Source organism: Paraburkholderia oxyphila NBRC 105797 (assembly GCF_000685075.1).
Lineage (GTDB): Bacteria > Pseudomonadota > Gammaproteobacteria > Burkholderiales > Burkholderiaceae > Paraburkholderia > Paraburkholderia oxyphila.
Genome location: NZ_BAYD01000066.1, coordinates 1 through 20283, shown reverse-complemented (window position 1 = coordinate 20283; position 20283 = coordinate 1). Strand labels below are relative to the sequence as shown.

Sequence of the window (20283 nt, the reverse complement as noted above, 5' to 3'; positions counted from 1 at the left end):
CGGACGGCATTGGCGCGACAGCGGATCGTCTACTTCGCCTGGCCGAACGCCGGCTCCGAGAACCGCTCGATCCAGACGGCCAGACGGTCGGCCGCAAAACTGGCGGCGCGGGTGCCGGCGCGGCAGACGATGGTGTCGCCTTCACGCGCAAACTGCAGGGCGCCGTCGGCTTCTTCGAGCCACAGCAGGCAAGCCACCCAGGCGGCATGCTCGGCCGATACGGCCTGACCCACCGGCCGGGTGAGGAACTCGCTCAGCAGTGTCGGCGAAGTCCAGATCAGCGCATCACCGCCGCCGCGCACCGTGCCGCCGAGGACATCCGTGAAGATCTGCACCGCATCGGCAGCACTGCGCCCCGCATGCTGCGCGCGCAGTTCCGCGAGGCGTGTGCCGACCGCGTGGCCGAAGCTGCCGCTGCACTCGCTCTCGGCGCGGACCAGGTCGGCGTAGTCCATACGCTGCCAGTCCGGCTCCACATTGCGCGTGCCGGCCAGTTCGGTGCCGGCCAGGTAGGTTTCCACCGGCTGGAAGCGGCCCGGGCCGATCAGGCTCGCGCACAGCGTATGCACCATGCCGATGCGGGTGGCCACAGTCTGTGTCTGCAGCACGCCCAGCTTTTCGCGCAAGAGCTGGTCGCGTTCCTTGCGCAGTCCCGACAGTTCCAGCGCCTGCTTCATCTCCATGCGCAGCGCGGTGATGTCCCATGGCTTCTTGATGTAGCGATGGATCTGGCCTTGATTGACGGCCTCGACGGTCTGGTCCAGCTCCGAATAGGCCGTCGTCAGGATCCGGACGACGTGGGGATAGCGCTCGCGCGCATAGCGCAGCAGTTCGTTGCCGTAGTCGCCCGGCATGCGCTGGTCCGACACCAGCACGGCCAGGCTGCCGGCGTGGGCATCCAGCAATGCCTTGCCGTCCTCCACGGAGGCGCCCGTCACCACCGGTGCGATCGCGCCGATGGCACGCTCGAAGTATTTGACCGCGGTGGCTTCGTCATCGACGAACAGAATCGCCGGGGGCGGTGTCTGGTTGGCAACCGTATTGCTCATTGGTAACTCCTGTACATTCGATGCTTCAAATTTTGGAATTCCAGCGTCACGGTCGTGCCGGCGCGGGGCGCGGATGCGATCCTGATCCTTCCGTCCAGGGACCGCATGTCGCGACTGCAGAAATTCATGCCGAAGCCGCCAACGGCGGCGTTCGTGGTAACTGGGGCAGCCTGCAAGCGCAGCATCACTTCTCGCGCGGTATCGATGCCGTTGTCGCCGATGCCAGCACCGCGCGGACCGTGCCGACGCTGAGCGGCTTCTCCAGGATGCGGAACGCGTCGCCGGTATTGACCGCGTCCCGCAGCGCGTCCTTGTCCGCGTAGGCGGTCACCAGGATCCGCACGATATGCGGATACTCCTGCGACACCTGCCGCAGCAGCTCGCCGCCGTGCCGGCCCGGCATGCGGAAGTCGGTCACGAGGATCGTCACCCGTGCACCTTCGCTGCGCAGGATCGACAGGGCCTCATCCGCGTCGCAGGCGAGCAGCACTTCATAGTCGCTGCCGGCCGAGCGCGCAAAGTACTTGCGGGCCAACTCCTCGTCATCGACATAGAGGACAGTGCGCCGCTCTTGCTGGGTCTCGCTCATTTCGGTATCACTCGGCGCGCGGCAGGTCGAAGTTGAACGCGGTCCACTCACCCAGCTGGCTTTCGGCAAACAGTGTGCCGCCGTGCCGCTCCACTACCGCATAGCTGATGGACAGGCCAAGGCCGAGGCCCTGGCCGACTTCGCGCGTGGTGAAGAAGGGTTCGAACACCCGCGCCAGATTCTCCTCGGCGATCCCCGGGCCGTTGTCGCGCACGTTCACATGCAGCCGGCCATCGTGCCATTGCGCCGTGACATGGATTTGCGGCGACGCGGTGCCGGCCTTCTGCATGGCCAGGGTGGCATTCGAGAACAGGTTGATGAGCACGCCGATGATGGCGGCTTCGTCGCCCAGCACCAGGGTGTCGCCGGCCAGCTCGCGCGTGACGCTCACGCCGCGCAGTTCATGTGCGCTCAGCCGGATCGACGAGTCGAGCGCCTTCTCGAACAGGAACGGCACGTCGTCCACCACGGCATCGGGCTTGCGATAGGCGAAGGTCTTCAGATCCGAGACGATGTGCTGGATCCGCTGCATGCCCTGCTTGGCATCCGTGAGGCACTCCTGCAGGGTCGGGCTGTCCTTGGCCTGCGGTTCCTCCATGGCGATTTCGATCGCCATCAGGCAGAAGTTCACCGGGTTGTTGACCTCGTGGAGCAGCCCCGCGGACAACGTACCGATGGCCGCCATCTTCTCCTGCTGCAGCAGCTGGCCCTTGATCTGCGCCAGGTTTTCATTGGTGCGGGCGAGCTGGTCGTTTTTGTGCGCCACTTCATCCTTTAGCCGGAACAGCTGGAAACGGCCCTTCTCGTTGAAGTAGGTGTAAATGGAGCTGGCCAGCGCGCAGAAGAAGATCAGGATGAGCTGGAACTGAAACTTGCTGGGGTTCTGTATACCGCCCGGATGGGCCGCGCAGGCGATGTAGTAGAGCGAGACCGTGGCCAGGCCGAAGGTCAGCGTCTGCAGGTAGCCGGACGGGAACAGGATCCCCACCGCAAAGATCGTCAGCATCAGCCCGGCATAGAACAGCGACTCTTCAGCCTGCGTGGCATAGATCATCCACGAGATCATGGCCTGCGGCAGCAGCAGCCAGAAGAAGGTGATGACCTGCACGTGGCGCTTGCCAATTTCCGTGTAAAGCGAGAGCAATGCCAGGCCGATGGCCGCGCTGGTCAGCCCCCGAATGATGGCAAAGTACTTCTGCTCAGCCGGATACACGACATAGTCCATCGCCATGCCCATCAGCACCAGCACGATCACGGTCAGGCCGCCAGCCTTGCTGCACAGCAAGCGGTAGTCGCGCAGCTCTTCACGATAGTTCGTCTGCAGCCCAACGAGGGATGTCGTCATCTCAGGCTACTTGTTGCGGGCCGATCATCACCTCGGCAAACACATTCACGCCGGTCACGTCCGTGTACAGGCGCGGCTCGCCACAGTTCTCCGGCATGATTTCGGCCATCTGCGCCTCGTTGCGATAGATCAGGTACCACTCCAGCACGTGCTCCATGCTGAAGCGCTCCGGGTTGTCGGCGTGGACATTGGTGACCAGCAGGCGGCCGCCCCGCCGGGTGCGGTTGGCGAAATGCTGGTTCAGCCGGGCGCAGACCTTGTCGGACAGATAGTCGAACAGGCCGGCGCAATAGACCGCGTCGAACTCGCGCACACCCGGTGCGTCCGGATCCAGCCGGCGCTTGAGCAGGTGGTGCACCGAATCGTGCGTGTAGCTGATGGTCATGCGCTTGCCCGTTTCCTGCGCGATGGCACCCAGGCGCTCGCGCGTCCAGTCCAGCGTCTCCTGGCTGAAGTCGAGCAGTTCGAACGACAGCCACTCCGGCTCGTCGTATTCATGCATGAAGCGCTGGATTTCCTGAGCGGGGCCGCAGCCCACGTTCAGCATCCGGAACGGCCGCTGCGCGGCGCGCGCTTCATTGGCGATGCGCGTCAGATAATCCACCAGCAGATCGATGCGGTTGCGGTGCGCGCGCGCCACGGCCGTCTGCAGGAAAGCCGCGTTGACGATCTGGAAATACGTGCTCGGGCCCTGGCGGGGATCGTCGAGCATCTGGTTGACCATCTGGTAGTCACCGGCGTAGCCCAGCGGCTTCGTGAAGGTGCGGAAGACGAAGGGCGAGCGCAGCAGCAGCGGATGCAGCGCGGCCTGGGCGAAGGCACGATGCGCGGGCGCCAGTTCTTCGTCGACGAGGCGCGCCTCGCCTTCGAATTCGTCGAAGTAGAACTTGGTCCGCTCCATCAGCGGCGACGCCAGCTCGAGGAAGAAGTCCTCGCGCAGGCTTTTGCCATCCTTGGGCAGGGTGTCGGCGAGATCCGCCTGCTCGACCCAGCGCGACATGTCGGTCAGAAATGCCCGGATCTGGTTGACCGCGATCTGGTAGTCACGGCGGATCTGGAAACGCTCGGTCCAGTCCTGCGCGAACCGGCGGGCTTCTTCGCCCACCGTGCGCGCTTCCAGCGCGTCGCCGCTCAGCTCGCGCCACTCGTCGATCAGCGTGACCGAGACAATGGCGGTCAGGCCGGTATTGACCATGCTGATGACGACGGCCTTGCCCGAATAGGCGTGCTCGACGCCCATCTTGACCGACAGGTCGTTCAGCACCTCGCTGACCTGGACAATCGAGTAGGGGTTATAGACCTCCATCACCAGCGACTTGCGCTGGAGATTGATGATGGTGCCCCGCACCTGCTCGCCCTGCGAGTTGCGAAAGCTCACAACCGGATCGATTTGCGTTTTGGAATACACGGTATTGCGGCCAGGTAAGTACTCACGCGAAGGTTTGAAATCTGGTCAGCGCGTATGCCACTGGCATCACGGTCTGACGAGGCTCGCTAGCCTGGTGGGCCCGATGGCCGGTTTCGGAACAATACGGACCTCTTCGATGGGAGCATTCTACTGATAAAAAAAGGCCGTTGTCTCGCGGGGGATTTCATCAGCGAAACTGCCTGACGGTGCTCGATGAAAAGGCGCCGAAATACTACAAGGGCTTCCCCGTCGAGCGCAAGCTCAATCGGGTTCCGGGACGGTGCGGTGTGCAGCGCTGCTCATGGGCGTGCGGGAAGGCGCAGGCGGTCAGAGTGGCGAGTCGTGCTGGGGAAGCGCGCCGGGCATCCGGCCTTCGCTACGCCTACGCGACTCCCAGGGTATATGCGGATCATCGCAACAATTGACAGCCCTCTCAATTAAGCTACACTGCCATCAAATTTGAGAGTCAATCAAATTTGATCGGAAGGCAATCTTGAATGGAGGGGAGCGGGGTCTTTCATACCGTTAGCTCATTAATTTTGGAGTCCATATTAATTGGCGCAAGCAATGCGTTTCGCCGATACCGCAGTGCCTCGCAATCAAGTCGATACGAAATCGAAACGGGTCAGGTCATGGAGATCAGGATGAGCAGTCGTGCACAACGCAAGGTGCGTCTGGCGCTATCAGCCGCTGCATTGGCAGCGGGGGCGTCGAACGCGTTCGCAACAGACGGCGCGTATTTCACGGGAAATGGCGCCTATTCGTCCGGTATGGGCGGCGCGGCGATTGCATTTCCGCAGGATGTTGCCTCGGCAGTGGACAATCCGGCCGGGTTGGCGGAGTTGGGTTCCCGAGTCGATCTCTACGGCATCGCCTTGCCGGTTTCGTCCAATGCCACCTTTGGCTCGCCAGACAACCATCTGTTTTCCCGCAAGATCGTCGTTTCGCCGGGATTCGGCTTCAACTATCAGATCGCGCCGCAGTGGACCTTCGGTGTGGCGATGACCGGCGCGGGAGCGGCATCGAATTATGGACGTCCCGTGCTGCCGGTTCCCGGTGCCGGCGACGCCAAAGCCAGCCTCATCGTCGTCAATACGAACCCGACGGTCACCTATAAACCGCTGCCCAACCTGTCCATCGGTGCGTCGCTGGTGATTGGCGTCGAGCAGTTGCGCCTGAACGGGGTGCTCGCCCCCGGAGCGGATGGCGCGCTGGAACCCGTGCCCAGTCACGGCAACTCGGACGCCGTGGGAATTGGCGCCGGGATGGGCGTACTCTGGACGCCGATTCCGATGGTGTCGCTCGGGGCCTCCTGGTTCAGCAAGACGTGGTTCTCATCGCTATCGGGCTACAAGGACGACGTGCTTGCGCCGAGCGATGGCCATATCGACAGCCCATCCCGGTACGGCGCGGGCGTTGCCATACGCCCACTGCCGGGCTTGACGGTGGCGCTCGACTACCTCCGCATCGAGTGGGCCAGTGCCGCGGGCTACAACACGGCCAGTACATGGGGCTATCGCAGCCAGAACGTGGGTCGTGTCGGCGTCTCGTACGATATCAATCCGAAGTGGACCGTGCGCGCCGGCTACAGCTTTGCCAATAACAACGTCGATTCCAACCATACTCTCGCGAACATGTATGGCCCCGGCATCAGTTCCCGCGCGGTGACAGTCGGCGCAACCTATGCCATCGACAAAAACAATCTCGTGACCGCGGCCTTCGAGTACGACATTCCGACGACGATCATCGGAACGGGGCCGAGTACCGGCGTGAACATTCACGCTAGCTACCAGGGATACTCGATCGGCTATACGCACAAGTTCTAGCGAACGCGGGACACCGCGCGCAACGACAGCGCCATGAAGGCGTAGGGTGCGGCTCGCACTCGCCAGAAGTCGGTCGGAGAACACCGGAAGCCGTCGTGGACGCTCTCCGGTGTTTTGTCATGAGCGACGCGTCTTGCGGCGGGCGGGCGTGTCGGCTGGCGGGTTCGCCAGCCACGTCTCGAAGCCGTCCAGCATCAGCTTCAGGCCGGCGTCGAGTCTTTTTTCGCTGTCGATCTTCGTGAACGGCTCCGCCAGAAACGTCGCGCCGGGTATGTCCTCGCGATCGAACTGGGAAACGTAGCCGACGATGAAATCCTTGTGCTCGCCGGGTGCCTGCCGGTTTGCAATTTCGACACTGATGCTCGTCACGAACATCATGGTCAGGTCGTACGCGAGTGCGGCTTGTGCGGGCGTAAAGCCGGCGTGCTCGAAAATCCGGCCAAGATGGTCGAAGTAGGCAAGCCCGTAGTCGGTCTCTCCCGGCTGGACACGCTGAAACAGCCGGAACCGGTTTTGTGTCGCGATATAGTTTGCGACGCCCGGCCAGCGCGCGAGTGTTTTCAGTACCGAGCGACACACGCCTTCCAGGTCGATACGCCAGTCGCCGGTCACGGGCGGCAGTGCGTTCACGCGCTCCTTGAACGCGGCATTCAGAACAGCACTGAGCAGGTCGTCCTTGCTGCCGACGTAGTAGTGAACCAGCCCCGGTGCCACACCCATTTCCCTGGCGACGCGGACCATGGACACTTCAGAGATCGACTCCTTCTGCGCGAGCTCGATCGCGCGGCGGATGACGGCGTCGCGCGACAGGTCGGCGCCTGGGGCATCGCTTTTCGGCCGCCTGCCGGCGCGACGGGGTGTGGGCGTGGTCGTTTCTTCCGGTGCGATTTTGACTGGCTTCATGGAGCAGGGTAAACGATAGCGCTGGTGCCGCGCGTTTTAATTTGACATGGTCTCAACTCTAGCACTATTCTTCGGTCATGGAAATTTGAGACGGTCTCAACTTATCACTAATTGAGACTGTATCAAATTGTGGTGAGTTGGCCGACAACGTTACAGGAGCACGGAGCCGCCATGAAACAACAGGGATCGAACGGAAAAGTCGCGGTAACGGCCGGGCTGCGGGGCGCGTCGTGGACGCCCGCCCGCATGCAGGCGCCTTATACGACGACGCCGTTCCCTTTGACCACGCAGGATGGCCAGGCGACGCTTGGGGTGCTTTTTGCCCGGGCGCCCGTGCGGAAAGTCGTCTTTGTCATGCATCCGCGCGAATTCGTGATGACGCACTACCTCGTGCCCGAAGTGCTGGATGCGGGGTGGGCGTGCTGGGTTCAGGCGCCGCGCTCGATCGGCAGCGATCTGCGGCTCGAACACGAGACCGCGCTTCACGACGTGGCGGCCGGCATGCGGCAGCTTCGCGAACTCGGGTTCGAGACGATCGTGCTGCTCGGGAACTCGGGCGGGGCAGGGCTCTTTGCGTTCTACAACCAGCAATCGCAACTGCCTGCCGACCAGCGCATTCGCCGCACGCCGGGCGGGCGTGCCACCGGGCTCGATACCGCGATCATGCCGACGGCGGACGGCATCGCATTCGTCTCGCCGCATCCGGGGCAAGGCGTGCTGCTGATGAATGCGCTAGATCCGTCCGTGACCGACGAGCAGGACCCGTTCTCGTGCGATGCCGGGCTCGATCCATTTAGTGCTGCGAACGGATTTCGCCGGCCGCCCGAATCGTCGAGCTACGCACCCGCATTCATTGAACGCTACCGGCACGCGCAACGCGAGCGCGTCGCGCGACTCGACCAGCGTGCACGCGAATTGATCGATCGGCGGCAGTCGGCGCGCGCCCGGTTGAAGGAGGCGCCCACGCGCACCGACAAGCAACTCGCCAGCCACGGTGCAATCTTGACGGTATGGCGCACCGATGCCGATCTGCGCTGCTGGGACACCTCGCTCGACCCGTCCGATCGTCTCGTCGGCTCGCTCTGGGGCGCGGACCCGTCGGTTTCGAACCTCGGCAGCGTCGGCTTCGGCCGGATCGTGACGCCGGAGTCGTGGCTGTCGACCTGGTCTGGACTGTCGTCGAACGCGTCGCTGGACAAGTGCGCGAAGTCGATCGTGCAGCCGACGCTGCTGATCGAATACACGGGCGACAACTGCGTGTTCCCCGGCGACGTCGACGCCATGTTCGCGTCGTTCGCGACAGCCGACAAGGAGCGCCATCGCGTCCGGGGCAACCATCACGGCTTGCCGGTCGACGACGGCGATGTGCCCGGCCAGGTGCTCGCCGGCCAGCATCTGCGGTCCTGGCTGCACGCAACATTTCGCTAAGTCATCAAAGAATACATTGGAGACGGTAAGGATGAACTCGGTAGGGAATCTTCAGGGAAAGGGCGGCGCCGCCGCACTCGCATCGTTCGACAAGGCGGTTGCTGCGTCGAAATCGGCCGGTCGTCCGGCACACGTCCTCGATCCGATTGCGGGTGTCGTTTATCCGGCGCAGGCGGATCTGGATCGCTATGTCGCCGAGGGTGCGCTCGGATTCGAAACGCTGGCGGACGGATTTCGCACGATTGCCGCGCGCTATCCTGAGAATGTCGCGTTGCTCGGACCGGGTTTGCGGATGACCTATGCGGAACTCGATTCGAAATCGACACGGCTCGGCGCCGCACTGCTGGCGCAAGGGCTCCAGCCGCTCGACCGGGTCGTGTTCCAGTTGGGCAACAGTGCCCAGCTCGTCATCATGTTTCTCGCCTGCGTGAAGGCCGGGCTGATTCCGATCTGCACGCTGGCCGCGCATCGCGAGCACGAGATTGGCTACCTGGCGAATCTGGCCGACGCGAAGCTTCACTTCGTTCAGGGCGACGATCCGAAATTCGACGACATTGCGTTCGCGCGGGAAATGCAGCAGCGCGCGCCGAGCCTGAAGCTGATCCTGCAGGCGCGCGGCGAGCCGCGTGATGGTGTGTTGCATCTCGACCATCTGATCGACTCGATCGACGAGGAAGCGGCTGCGGCCCGGCTGGCGGAAGTCACGCTGGACCCGTTCCAGGTGGCCGTGTTCCAGCTCTCCGGTGGCACGACGGGCGTGCCCAAGATCATCCCGCGATTCAACAACGAGTATTTGTACAACATGCGCGCTTGTGCGCAATGGCTCGACTATCGACCCAGTGACGTGCTGTTCATGCCGCAGCCGATGGTGCACAACCTGAACATGGGCTGTTGCTTTGGCCCGTTCCTGATGACGGGCGGAACGGTCACGGTGGCGCCGGATCTCGCGCCCGAGACGCTGATTTCGCTGATCGAGACGACGCGCCCGACGTGGCTGATGCTCGGTGGTCCGATCATCGCGCGTATCGAGACGGCGATCCAGTCGGGCCGTCTCGACTTTTCGAAGGCGCGAGGTGTCATCGCGGCGAATAGTGCGCCGAAGCTGCGTGCATTGGTGGGCGTGCCCGCCTACCACATCTTCGGCATCACGGAGGGCGTGATCATGTTCACGCATCCGGACGATCCCCAGGAAGCGCTCGATACGACCAACGGCCGGCCCGTGAGTCCGTGGGACAGTATCCGCCTCCTCGGCCCAGGCACGGAAGAGCCGGTCAAGTTCGGCGAAATCGGCGAACCGGCGTTCAAGGGACCATACACGATCCACGGCTATTTCCGCGCCGAGGACCGTAACAAGGAAACCTTCACGAGCGATGGCTATTACCGGTCGGGCGATCTGATGGAGGAGCGCCTGATCGACGGCAAGCGCTATTTCGTCTTCCGCGGCCGCTTCAAGGACCTCGTCAGCCGGGGCGGCGAAAAGATCAACTGCGAAGAGGTCGAAATGGCGGTCGCCGGACATCCGTCGGTCGCGCAGGTGGTCGCCGTGCCGTATCCCGATCCCGTGTTCGACGAACGTCTGTGTGCTGTGCTGATCCTGCGCGAAGGGCACGCCGAGCCGTCCCTCGCCGAGCTGGGCGCGTATCTGAAGGACTACGGTCTCGCGAAATTCAAGTGGCCCGAGCGCATCGAGGTGGTCGACACGTTCCCGCTAACCGCATCGGGAAAGCTCAGCCGGCAGTCGCTGCGTGAAATGGTTGCGCAGCACGTCCTCGGCGCTCAAAACGCATCGTGAACCTGATTGATCCAATACTGGAGAACACTGTGGCAGCTACTCAACCGGTTCTGAAGGGCGTGCACCATACGGCCCGACCCACCTGGAAACTGCGGGAAACCGTCGAGTTCTATCGCGACAAGCTCGGCTTGCCGCTCGTCCACGCGATTTCGGCGCGAGGCTGGGGGCCGTCGAACCATCCCGACTTCCTGCACTTCTTCTTCGAAAGCGGCAAGGGCAGCACCATCGCATTCTTTTACTACATCGATACGGAGCAACCCGATTACACGCGCCCGGTTGCCGACTATCGCTTCGAAGCGACGCATACCGCGTGGGCCGTCGACACCTATGAAGAACTCATTGAATGGCGCGACCGGCTCGAGGCCAAGGGCATTCCGCTCATCTATCAAATCCGTCACGAACTGATCGAGTCGATCTATTTCAGTGATCCTAACGGTTACTATCTCGAGATCACGCTTCAGCAGCGTCCGATGAATCTCCTCGACGCGGATGACGCGACGCGAACGCTGGAAGCGGCGATGAAGGCCGAAGACGCGATGCTCGCGGGTACGGTCGAGTTCAAGTCGATCGACCAGGTGTGGCGCGGCAAAGCCGACGGTATCGGCGAATCGATTGGCGAAAACGACGGCTCCGAAGCCGTGCTGTACGTGCTCGATGTGCCCGAGTTCGAACCGCTCGTCGCGTCGAGCAGGAGCAATCCGTGCTATCACGTCGACGGCCCGACCAACGGTTACTGGAAGATCTGCTCGCCGAAAGCGATCGTCTTTGAACGCAAGGCGCTCGGCTTCGTACCCGCGCTCTGGAACGCGTCGCTCACCGGCGGATTCGATGGCAACGTCAGGACGTTCGATCGCTACAAGCTGGAAATCACGCCTCGGGGGCAGCAATGAAGGTCGCAATCGTAGGCGGTGGACCGTCCGGGCTGTATCTCGGGCTCCTGCTCAAGCGCAGGCAGCCTGACTGGCAGGTCGACGTGATCGAGCAGAACCCGGCCGATGCGACGTTCGGATTCGGCGTCGTGCTGGCCGACACCGGCATGCTGCAATTGCGCGATGCGGATGAGCATTCGTATAACGCGCTTTGTGACGCGATGCACTATAACGACCGCCAGATCATCGTCCAGCAGGAAAAGCCCATCGAGGTGAAGCTGAACGTGAAGGGCGGCGCGATTCCGCGTCTCGCGTTGCTGAAGGTCCTGCAGGGCGAAGCGGAAGCGGTGGGCGTGCGGATTCATTTCGGCCGCCGCATCGAAACGACGCTGGATCTCGCTACGTTCGGTCTCGACGATGCGGATGTCGTGGTCGGCGCCGACGGCATCAACTCCGTGGTGCGCCGCCAGTATCCGGACGCCTTCGGCACGACGCACCGGTCGCTGAGCAATCACTTTGCCTGGTACGGCACGAAGCGGGTCTTCGATGCGCCGGCGCTCGTCTTCAGGAAATTCAACGGCGGCCATTTCGTGGCGCACTACTACGCATACAGCGACGACATGAGCACGTTCGTCGCGGAATGCGACGACGCAACGTGGGAGCGGCTCGATCTGGGCTCGATGACCGATGACGACCGTCAGCAGCTATTCGAGCAGATCTTCGAGCCTGAACTGGGCGGCCTGCCCCTCATCTCGAACAAGTCGAACTGGCGGCAGTTTCCGGTCATTCGCAATGCGCGCTGGACGTCCGGGCGCCATGTGCTGATTGGCGATGCGCTGGCAAGCGCGCACTTTTCGATTGGATCGGGAACCCGTATCGCGATGGCCGATGCGATTGCGCTCGCCCGTGCGCTGCTGGCGTGCGACGGCGATGCAGCGGCGGGCCTCGCGGCATTCGAGGAAGACCACAAGCCGCAGAAGAACAAATTGATCGACGCCTCTGAAAAATCGTACATGTGGTACGAGGACATCGCGCAGTGGATGGACAACACTACGCCTGAAGAATTCGTCTATCAGTTCATGACGCGCACGGGCCGTATCGACGATGCACGCCTGCGCAGCGAGTTTCCCGAGCTGGTGCAGCGGCTCGCAGGCAACGTGGGGGCGCTATGAACGAAAGCTCGGAGGTCGTCGTTTCCGACCTGCCGTTCACGGTGCGCCGCACCGCCCGCTGGGCGGATTGCGATCCGGCCGGCGTCGTGTTTGCCGGCCGTTACACCGACTACCTGCTTGGGGCGGTCATGCACTTCATGCGGCGGATCGGATATGGGACCAACGGCCAGGCGGGGCGCGAGAGCGGAGTCGGGCTGCCGTGCAAGCACATGAGCCTGACGTTCCACGCTTCGCTATACCCCGAGGACGTCGTCGATATCCGCGTCGAAGTGGGCGAGATCCGTACCCATACGTTCGATCTGATTGCGCGTGCGTGCCTGCTGGACGGCCGGCTAGCATTCGAAGGGCAGTTCACGCCGATCGCCATTCGCAGCGACGTGCGGGAGAGCACCAGCATTCCGGCCGCGCTGTGCGAAGCGCTCCAACCTTATCTGCTTGCCAAGGAAGCAGCATGACTGCAAAGACCTACAGAATTGGCCAGATCGTCCCGAGCTCGAACACGACGATGGAGACCGAAATTCCGGCGATGCTGCGAGCGCGCGAAGCCATTCGCCCTGAACGCTTCACGTTCCATAGCAGCCGGATGCGCATGCACAAGGTGACGCGCGAGGAACTCGAGGCAATGAACCGGGAAGGTCTGCGATGCGCGGCCGAACTGGCGGATGCGCGCGTCGATGTGATGAGCACCGCCTGCCTCGTCGCGATCATGGCGATGGGCAAAGGCTATCACCGCGATGTCGAGCGCGACCTCACCGCCGTTGCCCGCGAGAATCATTGCAGCGCGCCTGTCATGACGTCGGCCGGCGCGCTGGTGGAAGGGCTGAAGATCATGGGCGCGAAAAAGGTCTCGCTACTCGCCCCGTATATGCGTTCGCTTTGCGATCTCGTCGTGGAATACATCGAAAGCGAGGGCATCAAGGTCGTCGACTCTATCGCCTTTGAAATCCCGGACAACCTCGAAGTCGGTCAGCGCGATCCGGCCCGGCTTGTCGAAGACGTGAAAAAGCTGAACACGGCGAATGCCGACGTCGTCGTCCTGTCGGCGTGCGTCCAGATGCAGTCTTTGCCTTCCATCCAGATCGTCGAGAATCGACTGGGTATTCCTGTGACGTCCACGGCTGTTTGCACCACGCGACGCATGCTCGATCATCTCGGACTGGAGCCGATCGTGCCGAACGCCGGCGCGCTGCTTGGCGGCACGTATCGATAGGCAGTCGAATGCGATTCAAAGAGTGATTGACGTTCTGATGAATAGTAATCCTGATCATAAAGAGGTCGAGAAATGAGAGAGGCAGTCATTGTATCGACGGCCAGAACCCCGATCGGCAAGGCCTATCGCGGCGCTTTCAATCACACGAAATCGCCGGGCCTGATGGGACATGCGATTCGTCATGCGGTTGACCGTTCCGGCATCGAGCCTGACCGTGTCGATGACGTCATCGTCGGGACGGTGCTCGCGGCAGGCACGGCGGGCTCCAACATCGCGCGCAACGCCGTTTTCGCGTCCGGTCTGCCGCACACGGTCGCTGCGCAATCGATCGATCGCCAATGCGCGTCCGGCCTCATGGCGATTGCGACGGCAGCCAAGCAGGTGGTCGTCGACGGGATGGACGTCGTCGTGGCCGGGGGGCAGGAAAACATCTCGGCGGTGCAGACGCGTTACTACGACTGGCTCTATGCGGAAAAAGATGCGCAGGTCCTGCGCTTCGCACCGCATGCCTATATGCCGATGCTCGAGACGGCAGAGTTCGTTTCGAAGAAGTACGGCGTGACGCGCGAGCAGCAGGACGCCTACGCCTTGGCGTCGCAGCAGCGGACAGCGCGCGCGCAGCGCGATGGCCTGTTCGACGCGGAGATCGTGCCGGTCACGGTCACGACCCTGGTGACGGACAAGCTGACCGGCGCCACGGAGGAGCGGGAGGTCACGCTGTCGCGTGACGAAGGCAACCGTCCGGAGACGACGCTGGAAAGTCTTTCGACCTTACGTGCCGTGCTGGGGGACGGCACCGTCACCGCCGGCAACGCGAGCCAGCTCTCCGATGGCGCGAGCGCATGCGTGCTCATGGAAGCGCGTTCGGCTGAGCGTGCAGGACTCGCGCCACTGGGCGTCTATCGCGGGATGGCTGTGGCGGGCGTGGCGCCCGAGGAAATGGGCATCGGACCGGTCTATGCAATTCCCAAATTGCTGAAGCAGCATGCGCTGAGCGTCGACGACATTGGGCTCTGGGAACTGAACGAGGCGTTCGCGTGCCAGGTGCTCTATTGCCGCGACAAGCTCGGTATCGACCCAGAGCGCTACAACGTCAACGGCGGGGCGATTTCGATCGGCCACCCGTACGGCATGACCGGGTCGCGTCTCGTTGGACATGCACTGCTTGAAGGGCGCCGGCGCGGCGCGAAGCATGTCGTGGTCGCGATGTGTGTCGGCGGCGGAATGGGTGCCGCGGCGCTGTTCGACGTGTGCTGACTCGTGCTTATCCAGGTGGAATAGCCAATAACGACGCAACATTTGAAGGAGACAGGAAATGGGATTCGTAGTGGGAGTGGATGTAGGCGGAACCTTCACGGACGGCGTGGCGGTTGACGATCAGGGCAACATCGTGTCGGCGAAAACGCCTTCCACGCCGCCCGACTATTCGGCCGGCGTGTTCAATGTACTCGGCCTTCTTGCCGAGCAATTCCAGATGTCGCGTGCGCGGTTCCTGCAAAGCACGGATCACATCGCGCACGGCACGACTTCGTCGCTGAACGCGCTCGTGATGGGCAAGGTGCCGCCGGTTGGGTTCATTACCACGCGTGGGCACGGAGATTCCATTGCGATCATGAATGTCGAAGGGCGCTATCTCGGCCGTTCGTCGATGGAATTGCAGAATGTGCTGGGCCATGCGAAGCCGGCGCCGCTCGTTGCGAAGCGCCTGATCAAGGAGGTCACGCAACGCATGGACCGCGACGGCACGGTGCTCGTCGAACTAAACGAAGCCGAAGTGCGCGAAGGGGTGCGCGACTGTGTTGCGCAAGGCGTGAACGCGATTGCCGTGTCGCTGCTCTGGTCGTTCCGGAATCCGGCGCACGAGCAGCGCGTGCGCGAGATCATCAAGGAAGAGGCGCCGGACACATACGTCGCGCTGTCGTCCGACGTGAGCCCGCGCATCCGCGAATATGCGCGTCACGCCACGACGATCATGAGCACGCAGATCGGCCCCGGTCTGCGCGACTATCTGAAGAATCTCGAATCGGGGCTGCGCGAGGAAGGGCTCGTCGGCCCGCTGCTCGTGATGCAAAGCTCGGGCGGCGCGATCACGGCGGCCGAAGCCCCGGCCACGGCGATCACGACGGTCGGCTCGGTACTCACGGGCGGTGTCGTCGGCGCGATGCAACTGGCGGGTCAACTCGGCCATCGCAACGTGATGGCGACGGACGTCGGCGGCACGACGTTCCTGGCGGGCCTCATCGTCGATGGCGAGCCGGTGCGCGCGGCGCAGACGATCATCAATCAGTCGCCCGTCAATGTGCCCACGCTGCGCGTCGAGGCGATTGGCTCGGGCGGCGGGGCGATCGCGTGGATCGATGCGGGCGGCAATCTGCGGGTCGGCCCGTTGAGCGCGCAGGCCGCGCCGGGGCCCGCATGTTATGGCGCGGGTGGCATGGAGCCCACCATCACGGACGCGAATCTGGTGCTCGGCATCCTGCCCTCGCGCGGCCTGCTCGGCGGCAAGCGCCCGCTCTCGATGGAGCTCGCGCGCGACGCGATCCGGCGCCGGATTGCGGAGCCGCTCGGCTTGAGCGTCGAAGAGGCCGCCGCCGCGATCTACGCGGTGCAGAACGCGCAGACGGGCGACCTGCTGCGCAAGATCGCCGTGGAAGCCGGACACGATCCGCGTGACTTCGTCGTGTACGCATTCGGCGGCGCGGGCCCCGCGCACTGTGCGGCCTATACGTTCGCCGTGGGCGCGAGCGAGGTGCTGGTGCCGCTCGGGCCGGTGGCCTCCGCGTTCTCGGCGTTCGGTCTGGCGGCGTCGAAAGTCAACGTGATTCGCGAGCTATCGGATCCGGGTGTCGCGCCGCTCGATCCGGTGCGCGTCGCCGAAAACTTCGCACGGCTCGAGGAAGAAGTCAGCACCGTGCTCGCGCGCCAGGGCATCAAGTTCGTCGAAACGCAGCTCTATCGGGAAATCGACATGCGCTACGGGATGCAGATGGGCGAGGTCGCGACGCCGCTCGCTGCTGGCCCGGTCACGGTCGAGTCGCTGCAGGGCGCGGTCGACAGGTTCGAGCAGCTCTATGCCCAGCTATTCGGGGCCGGCTCGGGCTTCCGTGACGCTGGCATTCAGGCGCTGACCTACCGCGTTCGCGGCGAAGGCGTGCTGCCGATTTCGCCCGAGCTGCCGGAAATCGAAGCCGCGAACGGCACGCCGGTCGAGCATGCGCTGATCGAACGCCGTCCGATCTGTCTCGATGCGTACGACGGTTATGTCGATACCCCAGCCTACGACTACACGCGCCTGCGCGCCGGCCACGTGGTGGAAGGTCCGGCCGTGATCCAGGTGCCGACGACGACGGTCGTGGTCCCGAACGGGATGCGCGGCGTCATCGATCACCTGGGCAATCTGTCGATCAAGATGAACGCGGCCTGATCCGCGAAAAGGAGACACGTCATGCAATCCACCATTCCGGGTTCGGAAATTTTTGTTAGCCGGCCGGTTGCGCCCGAGGTGCTGTTGCGCGCGCTGCCGCCGTCGCTCAAGGCACACACCGTGTCGGACGAGGTCGTCGATGCGCTGCATCCGCTGACCTACGAGGTGATTCGTCACCGGCTCTGGTCGATCACCGACGAGATGGGCGAGACCCTGAAACGCATGTCGGGCAGTCCGGTCGTGTCCGAAGCGAACGACTACGACTTCACGATCAACGACGAGGCCGGCCAGGAAGTGCAAATCGGCCTCTACAACACGATGCTCGCCGGCGCGATCGATCTGGCGATCTACTGGACGCTGCAGAACCGCGCTGACAATCCGGGCATCCAGGACGGCGACATGTTCCTGTGCAACGACCCGTGGATCGGCGGCGGCTTGCACCAGAGCGACGTCCTCGTGTTCTCGCCGATCTTCCACGACGGCAAGCTGTTCGGCTGGACGAGCGCGATTTGCCATGAGCCCGATCTCGGCGGCGTGGCCCCGGGCTCGATGCCGATCGTCGCGCCGGACGTCTTTTCCGAATCGTTGCCTACGCCGCCGATCAAGATCGTGCGCAATTTCGAACTGCAGCGCGACGTGGCCGACATGTGGGTGCGTCGCTCGCGCGTGCCGCAACTGATTGGCCTCGATCTGCGCGCGAAGATCGGTGCGAACCTCGTTGGCCGCAAGCGCATTCTCGCGCTGATCGAGCAGTACGGCCCCGATACGGTCAAGGCGGTGATGAAGCGGATGATGAACGATGCGGAGCGGCGCCTGCGCGACAAGCTGCGCGACGCGCCCGACGGCACGTGGCAGGCGTCGAGCTACATGGATCAGGCCGAGGCAGGGGACCGGCGTCCGCACAAGCTGATGCTGTCGATGACGAAGCGCGACGATCACCTGACGTTCGACTTCACGGGCACGGCTCCGCAGGCCGGCGTCATCAACTGCACGTATGCGGGTTCGCGCGGTGGCGTGATGCTCGCGCTGTTGCCGACGCTCGCCGGCAATATCCCGTGGGCGGCCGGCGGCCTGATGCGCTGCTTCGACATCATTACGCCCGAGGGCACGTTGAACAACGCGACGTTCCCATCGGCGATCAACAAGGCGCCGATCGCGACTGCATGGGCGATCGGCAATCTGGCCGCGCAATGTCTGTCGCAGATGCTCGATTGCACGGTCGACATGAAGGCGAACGTCCAGGCGACCTGCTGCGGCACCTGGAACACCGCCGTGCTCGCCGGCGTCGATCAGCGCGGCAAGCAACACGCGCCCTTCGTCGACGTCGTGATGGAGTCGATGGCGGGCGGCTACGGAGCGCGGCCGGCTTCGGACGGCATCGATACGGGCGGTCTCTTCTGCATTCCGATGGGCAAGCTGCCGGACGTCGAGATGACCGAACTGCTGTATCCGCTGGTCGTGCTCTGGCGGCGCGAGGAACCGGATTCCGGCGGGCCGGGGCGGCATCGCGGCGGGCTCAGCGCATCGGTTGCGATCACGCCGTACGGCTCGTCGCTGCCGATGGCGATGGTGCTCTCGAGCTCGGGGATGGCGACCGCGCAGAACCAGGGGCTCGCGGGCGGCCATCCGGGCAACACGGGGCACAACGTGGTGGTGCGCGACGTGCCGCTCGATGCGATGTTTTCCCAGGGCAATGTCCCGACCGATCTGTTCGCGCTCGGTGGCGAACTGACCACGGCTCAGTGCATGACGGCGGGCGAGCTCAAACAGGGCGACGTGCTCTATCTGCATTGTCAGGGCGGTGGCGGTTACGGCGATCCGGTTCGCCGCGATGCGCGCGCGGTCGCGGCCGATCTGCGCAATGGCAAGGTGAGCCAGGGCGCGGCCGAGCTTGTCTATGGCGTGATCGTCGACGCCGCGGGCGAGGTCGACGTCGCCCGGACCGAACACCGACGCGCGGCGGTTCTCGGCGAGCGCCAGAAATATGCTGCGCCGGCCCCGAAGCAATTGACGGGCAAGTTCGATCCAGAGAAGGCGCGCGCGATTGACGACAACCTCGGGCTTGCGGCGGTACCGGGTGGAGCGGTGGTCGTTTGCCGGCACTGTGGCCATCAGCTGAGCGATCACGACAAACGGCTGTCGCTGGCGTGCCGGGACTCCGATCCGGTGTCCGGCAGCTCGAACGTCCGCGTCGATCCATCGTATTACGTCGATTCGGAGGTCGTGTTCCGCGAGCATTTCTGTCCTGGCTGCTGGACGACGGTGCATTCCGGCCTGGTGCCGAAGGATCACGTCGATGTGATCAGCGGGATGCAGAAGCTGGACGCTTCGGACGCCGTTTCGGCGTAACTGAAGCGTGGCGCCGCGCGCTTGGGCGGCTTGCGGGGATCAGTCGAGCAGATTGCCGGATTGCCACGACTGTGCGGCGCCATTTTTTCTTGAGACCGAAGGCAATGAAACTGAAAGACAAAGTTGCGATTGTTACCGGAGCGGCTGCGGGCATTGGGCTGGCGACGGCAAGGAAATTCGCGAGCGAAGGCGCGATTGTCGTGCTGTGTGACCGCTCCGCGGAAGGCGTGGAGCGAGAGGCGTTCAGCCTGAGCGCGAGCGGGCATACGGCTGTTGCACGTGCGGTCGATGTGACTGATCGCGCTGGTGTTGATGCAGTGGTTGCGGACCTGAAGCGCCAATTCGGCCGAATCGATATTCTTGTGAATAACGCGGGTATTACGCAGGATGCGCGGCTGCAGAGCATGAGCGAAGCGCAGTTCGATAAGGTTATCGATGTCAATCTGAAGGGTGTTTTTAATTGCACGCAGGCGGTTGTTGACACGATGCTCGAGCAGCAGCGTGGCGTGGTGCTCAATGCGTCGAGTGTCGTTGGTATATATGGGAACTTCGGTCAGACGAATTATGCGGCCAGCAAGTTTGGCGTGATTGGCTTCACGAAGACGTGGGCCAGGGAGCTTGGGCCCAAAGGCATTCGGGTCAATGCGGTGTGTCCGGGATTCATCGCGACGGATATTCTCAGTACCATGCCCGACAAAGTGCTCGAAGGGTTTCGCAATGCTTGCTGGCAGCGGCGGCTTGGGGAGCCTGGTGAAATTGCGAATGTCTATGCATTTCTTGCGTCGGATGACGCTAGTTTTGTGAATGGCACTGCTATTGAAGTGTCTGGAGGGTTGTCAGTCTAGTGGCAAAGTTTGTATTGCCGAAAGTCGGATTGGTGTTGGCCTTAACGTGATTTCGCGGCGGGCCGCAAGCGTTG

16 protein-coding genes are annotated in these 20283 nt (G+C 63.2%); 11 read left to right on the top strand and 5 right to left on the bottom strand.

Features of this window, described 5'->3' with window-relative positions; translation table 11 throughout:
* Nucleotides 1-29 precede the first annotated feature (29 nt).
* The 4 genes from BO1_RS32040 to BO1_RS32020 all read right to left on the bottom strand — a co-directional run bounded on the left by BO1_RS32040 (nt 30) and on the right by BO1_RS32020 (nt 4391).
* Entirely contained in the window at nt 30-1049 is a 1020-nt protein-coding gene (locus BO1_RS32040) for a response regulator (protein ID WP_028221048.1), read from the bottom strand.
* Between the two features lie 184 nt (nt 1050-1233).
* Complete coding sequence (locus BO1_RS32030; RefSeq protein WP_028221046.1) at nt 1234-1638, bottom strand: response regulator; 405 nt, start codon at nt 1636-1638, stop codon at nt 1234-1236.
* Nucleotides 1639-1645: 7 nt separating this feature from the next.
* Nucleotides 1646-2983, bottom strand: a complete 1338-nt coding sequence (locus BO1_RS32025) for a sensor histidine kinase (RefSeq protein WP_028221045.1) — start codon at nt 2981-2983, stop codon at nt 1646-1648.
* Between the two features lies 1 nt (nt 2984).
* Nucleotides 2985-4391: a class I SAM-dependent methyltransferase gene (locus BO1_RS32020; protein ID WP_028221044.1), complete on the bottom strand. Its 1407-nt coding sequence runs from the start codon at nt 4389-4391 to the stop codon at nt 2985-2987.
* Between the two features lie 497 nt (nt 4392-4888).
* On the opposite strand from BO1_RS32020, the gene BO1_RS32015 reads away from it, so the two are divergent.
* Nucleotides 4889-6217, top strand: a complete 1329-nt coding sequence (locus BO1_RS32015) for an OmpP1/FadL family transporter (RefSeq protein WP_245643961.1) — start codon at nt 4889-4891, stop codon at nt 6215-6217.
* A gap of 117 nt (nt 6218-6334) precedes the next feature.
* Here BO1_RS32015 and BO1_RS32010 read toward each other — a convergent pair whose 3' ends face one another.
* A complete protein-coding gene (locus BO1_RS32010; RefSeq protein WP_043287443.1) occupies nt 6335-7120 on the bottom strand; it encodes a TetR/AcrR family transcriptional regulator in 786 nt (261 codons plus the stop codon).
* A gap of 171 nt (nt 7121-7291) precedes the next feature.
* Here BO1_RS32010 and BO1_RS32005 point away from each other — a divergent pair, with 171 nt between their 5' ends.
* From BO1_RS32005 to fabG, 10 genes are all read left to right on the top strand, one after another.
* A complete protein-coding gene (locus BO1_RS32005; protein WP_028221041.1) occupies nt 7292-8548 on the top strand; it encodes a hypothetical protein in 1257 nt (418 codons plus the stop codon).
* A gap of 31 nt (nt 8549-8579) precedes the next feature.
* Nucleotides 8580-10340 (top strand): AMP-binding protein, encoded by a 1761-nt coding sequence (locus BO1_RS32000; RefSeq protein WP_084688331.1) that lies wholly within the window; start codon nt 8580-8582, stop codon nt 10338-10340.
* 29 nt (nt 10341-10369) lie between these two features.
* Nucleotides 10370-11230: a VOC family protein gene (locus tag BO1_RS31995; protein ID WP_028221039.1), complete on the top strand. Its 861-nt coding sequence runs from the start codon at nt 10370-10372 to the stop codon at nt 11228-11230.
* The gene (locus tag BO1_RS31990) at nt 11227-12381 is read left to right on the top strand and encodes an FAD-dependent monooxygenase (protein ID WP_028221038.1); all 1155 of its coding nucleotides are present in this window, start codon (nt 11227-11229) and stop codon (nt 12379-12381) included. The genes BO1_RS31995 and BO1_RS31990 overlap by 4 nt, the downstream gene beginning before the upstream one ends.
* Entirely contained in the window at nt 12378-12836 is a 459-nt protein-coding gene (locus tag BO1_RS31985; protein WP_028221037.1) for an acyl-CoA thioesterase, read from the top strand. Before BO1_RS31990 ends, BO1_RS31985 begins: the two co-directional genes overlap by 4 nt.
* Entirely contained in the window at nt 12833-13591 is a 759-nt protein-coding gene (locus BO1_RS31980) for a maleate cis-trans isomerase family protein (RefSeq protein ID WP_028221036.1), read from the top strand. The genes BO1_RS31985 and BO1_RS31980 overlap by 4 nt, the downstream gene beginning before the upstream one ends.
* A gap of 72 nt (nt 13592-13663) precedes the next feature.
* Nucleotides 13664-14848 carry an acetyl-CoA C-acyltransferase gene (locus BO1_RS31975; protein ID WP_028221035.1) on the top strand — a complete coding sequence of 395 codons (1185 nt, stop codon included), beginning with the start codon at nt 13664-13666 and terminating at the stop codon, nt 14846-14848.
* Nucleotides 14849-14906: 58 nt separating this feature from the next.
* Nucleotides 14907-17015 carry a hydantoinase/oxoprolinase family protein gene (locus tag BO1_RS31970; RefSeq protein WP_028221034.1) on the top strand — a complete coding sequence of 703 codons (2109 nt, stop codon included), beginning with the start codon at nt 14907-14909 and terminating at the stop codon, nt 17013-17015.
* A gap of 21 nt (nt 17016-17036) precedes the next feature.
* Complete coding sequence (locus BO1_RS31965) at nt 17037-19364, top strand: hydantoinase B/oxoprolinase family protein (RefSeq protein WP_028221033.1); 2328 nt, start codon at nt 17037-17039, stop codon at nt 19362-19364.
* Nucleotides 19365-19468: 104 nt separating this feature from the next.
* Nucleotides 19469-20209, top strand: a complete 741-nt coding sequence (gene fabG / locus BO1_RS31960; RefSeq protein WP_028221032.1) for a 3-oxoacyl-ACP reductase FabG — start codon at nt 19469-19471, stop codon at nt 20207-20209.
* The last annotated feature ends 74 nt before the right edge of the window (nt 20210-20283 follow it).

Bases quoted from the DNA above. Each gene is read 5' to 3' on its own strand.
- BO1_RS32040 (WP_028221048.1), bottom strand. From the start codon at position 1,049: ATGAGCAATACGGTTGCCAACCAGACACCGCCCCCGGCGATTCTGTTC.
- BO1_RS32030 (WP_028221046.1), bottom strand. From the start codon at position 1,638: ATGAGCGAGACCCAGCAAGAGCGGCGCACTGTCCTCTATGTCGATGAC.
- BO1_RS32025 (WP_028221045.1), bottom strand. From the start codon at position 2,983: ATGACGACATCCCTCGTTGGGCTGCAGACGAACTATCGTGAAGAGCTG.
- BO1_RS32015 (WP_245643961.1), top strand. From the start codon at position 4,889: ATGGAGGGGAGCGGGGTCTTTCATACCGTTAGCTCATTAATTTTGGAG.
- BO1_RS32010 (WP_043287443.1), bottom strand. From the start codon at position 7,120: ATGAAGCCAGTCAAAATCGCACCGGAAGAAACGACCACGCCCACACCC.
- BO1_RS32005 (WP_028221041.1), top strand. From the start codon at position 7,292: ATGAAACAACAGGGATCGAACGGAAAAGTCGCGGTAACGGCCGGGCTG.
- BO1_RS32000 (WP_084688331.1), top strand. From the start codon at position 8,580: ATGAACTCGGTAGGGAATCTTCAGGGAAAGGGCGGCGCCGCCGCACTC.
- BO1_RS31990 (WP_028221038.1), top strand. From the start codon at position 11,227: ATGAAGGTCGCAATCGTAGGCGGTGGACCGTCCGGGCTGTATCTCGGG.
- BO1_RS31985 (WP_028221037.1), top strand. From the start codon at position 12,378: ATGAACGAAAGCTCGGAGGTCGTCGTTTCCGACCTGCCGTTCACGGTG.
- BO1_RS31980 (WP_028221036.1), top strand. From the start codon at position 12,833: ATGACTGCAAAGACCTACAGAATTGGCCAGATCGTCCCGAGCTCGAAC.
- BO1_RS31975 (WP_028221035.1), top strand. From the start codon at position 13,664: ATGAGAGAGGCAGTCATTGTATCGACGGCCAGAACCCCGATCGGCAAG.
- BO1_RS31970 (WP_028221034.1), top strand. From the start codon at position 14,907: ATGGGATTCGTAGTGGGAGTGGATGTAGGCGGAACCTTCACGGACGGC.
- BO1_RS31965 (WP_028221033.1), top strand. From the start codon at position 17,037: ATGCAATCCACCATTCCGGGTTCGGAAATTTTTGTTAGCCGGCCGGTT.
- fabG (WP_028221032.1), top strand. From the start codon at position 19,469: ATGAAACTGAAAGACAAAGTTGCGATTGTTACCGGAGCGGCTGCGGGC.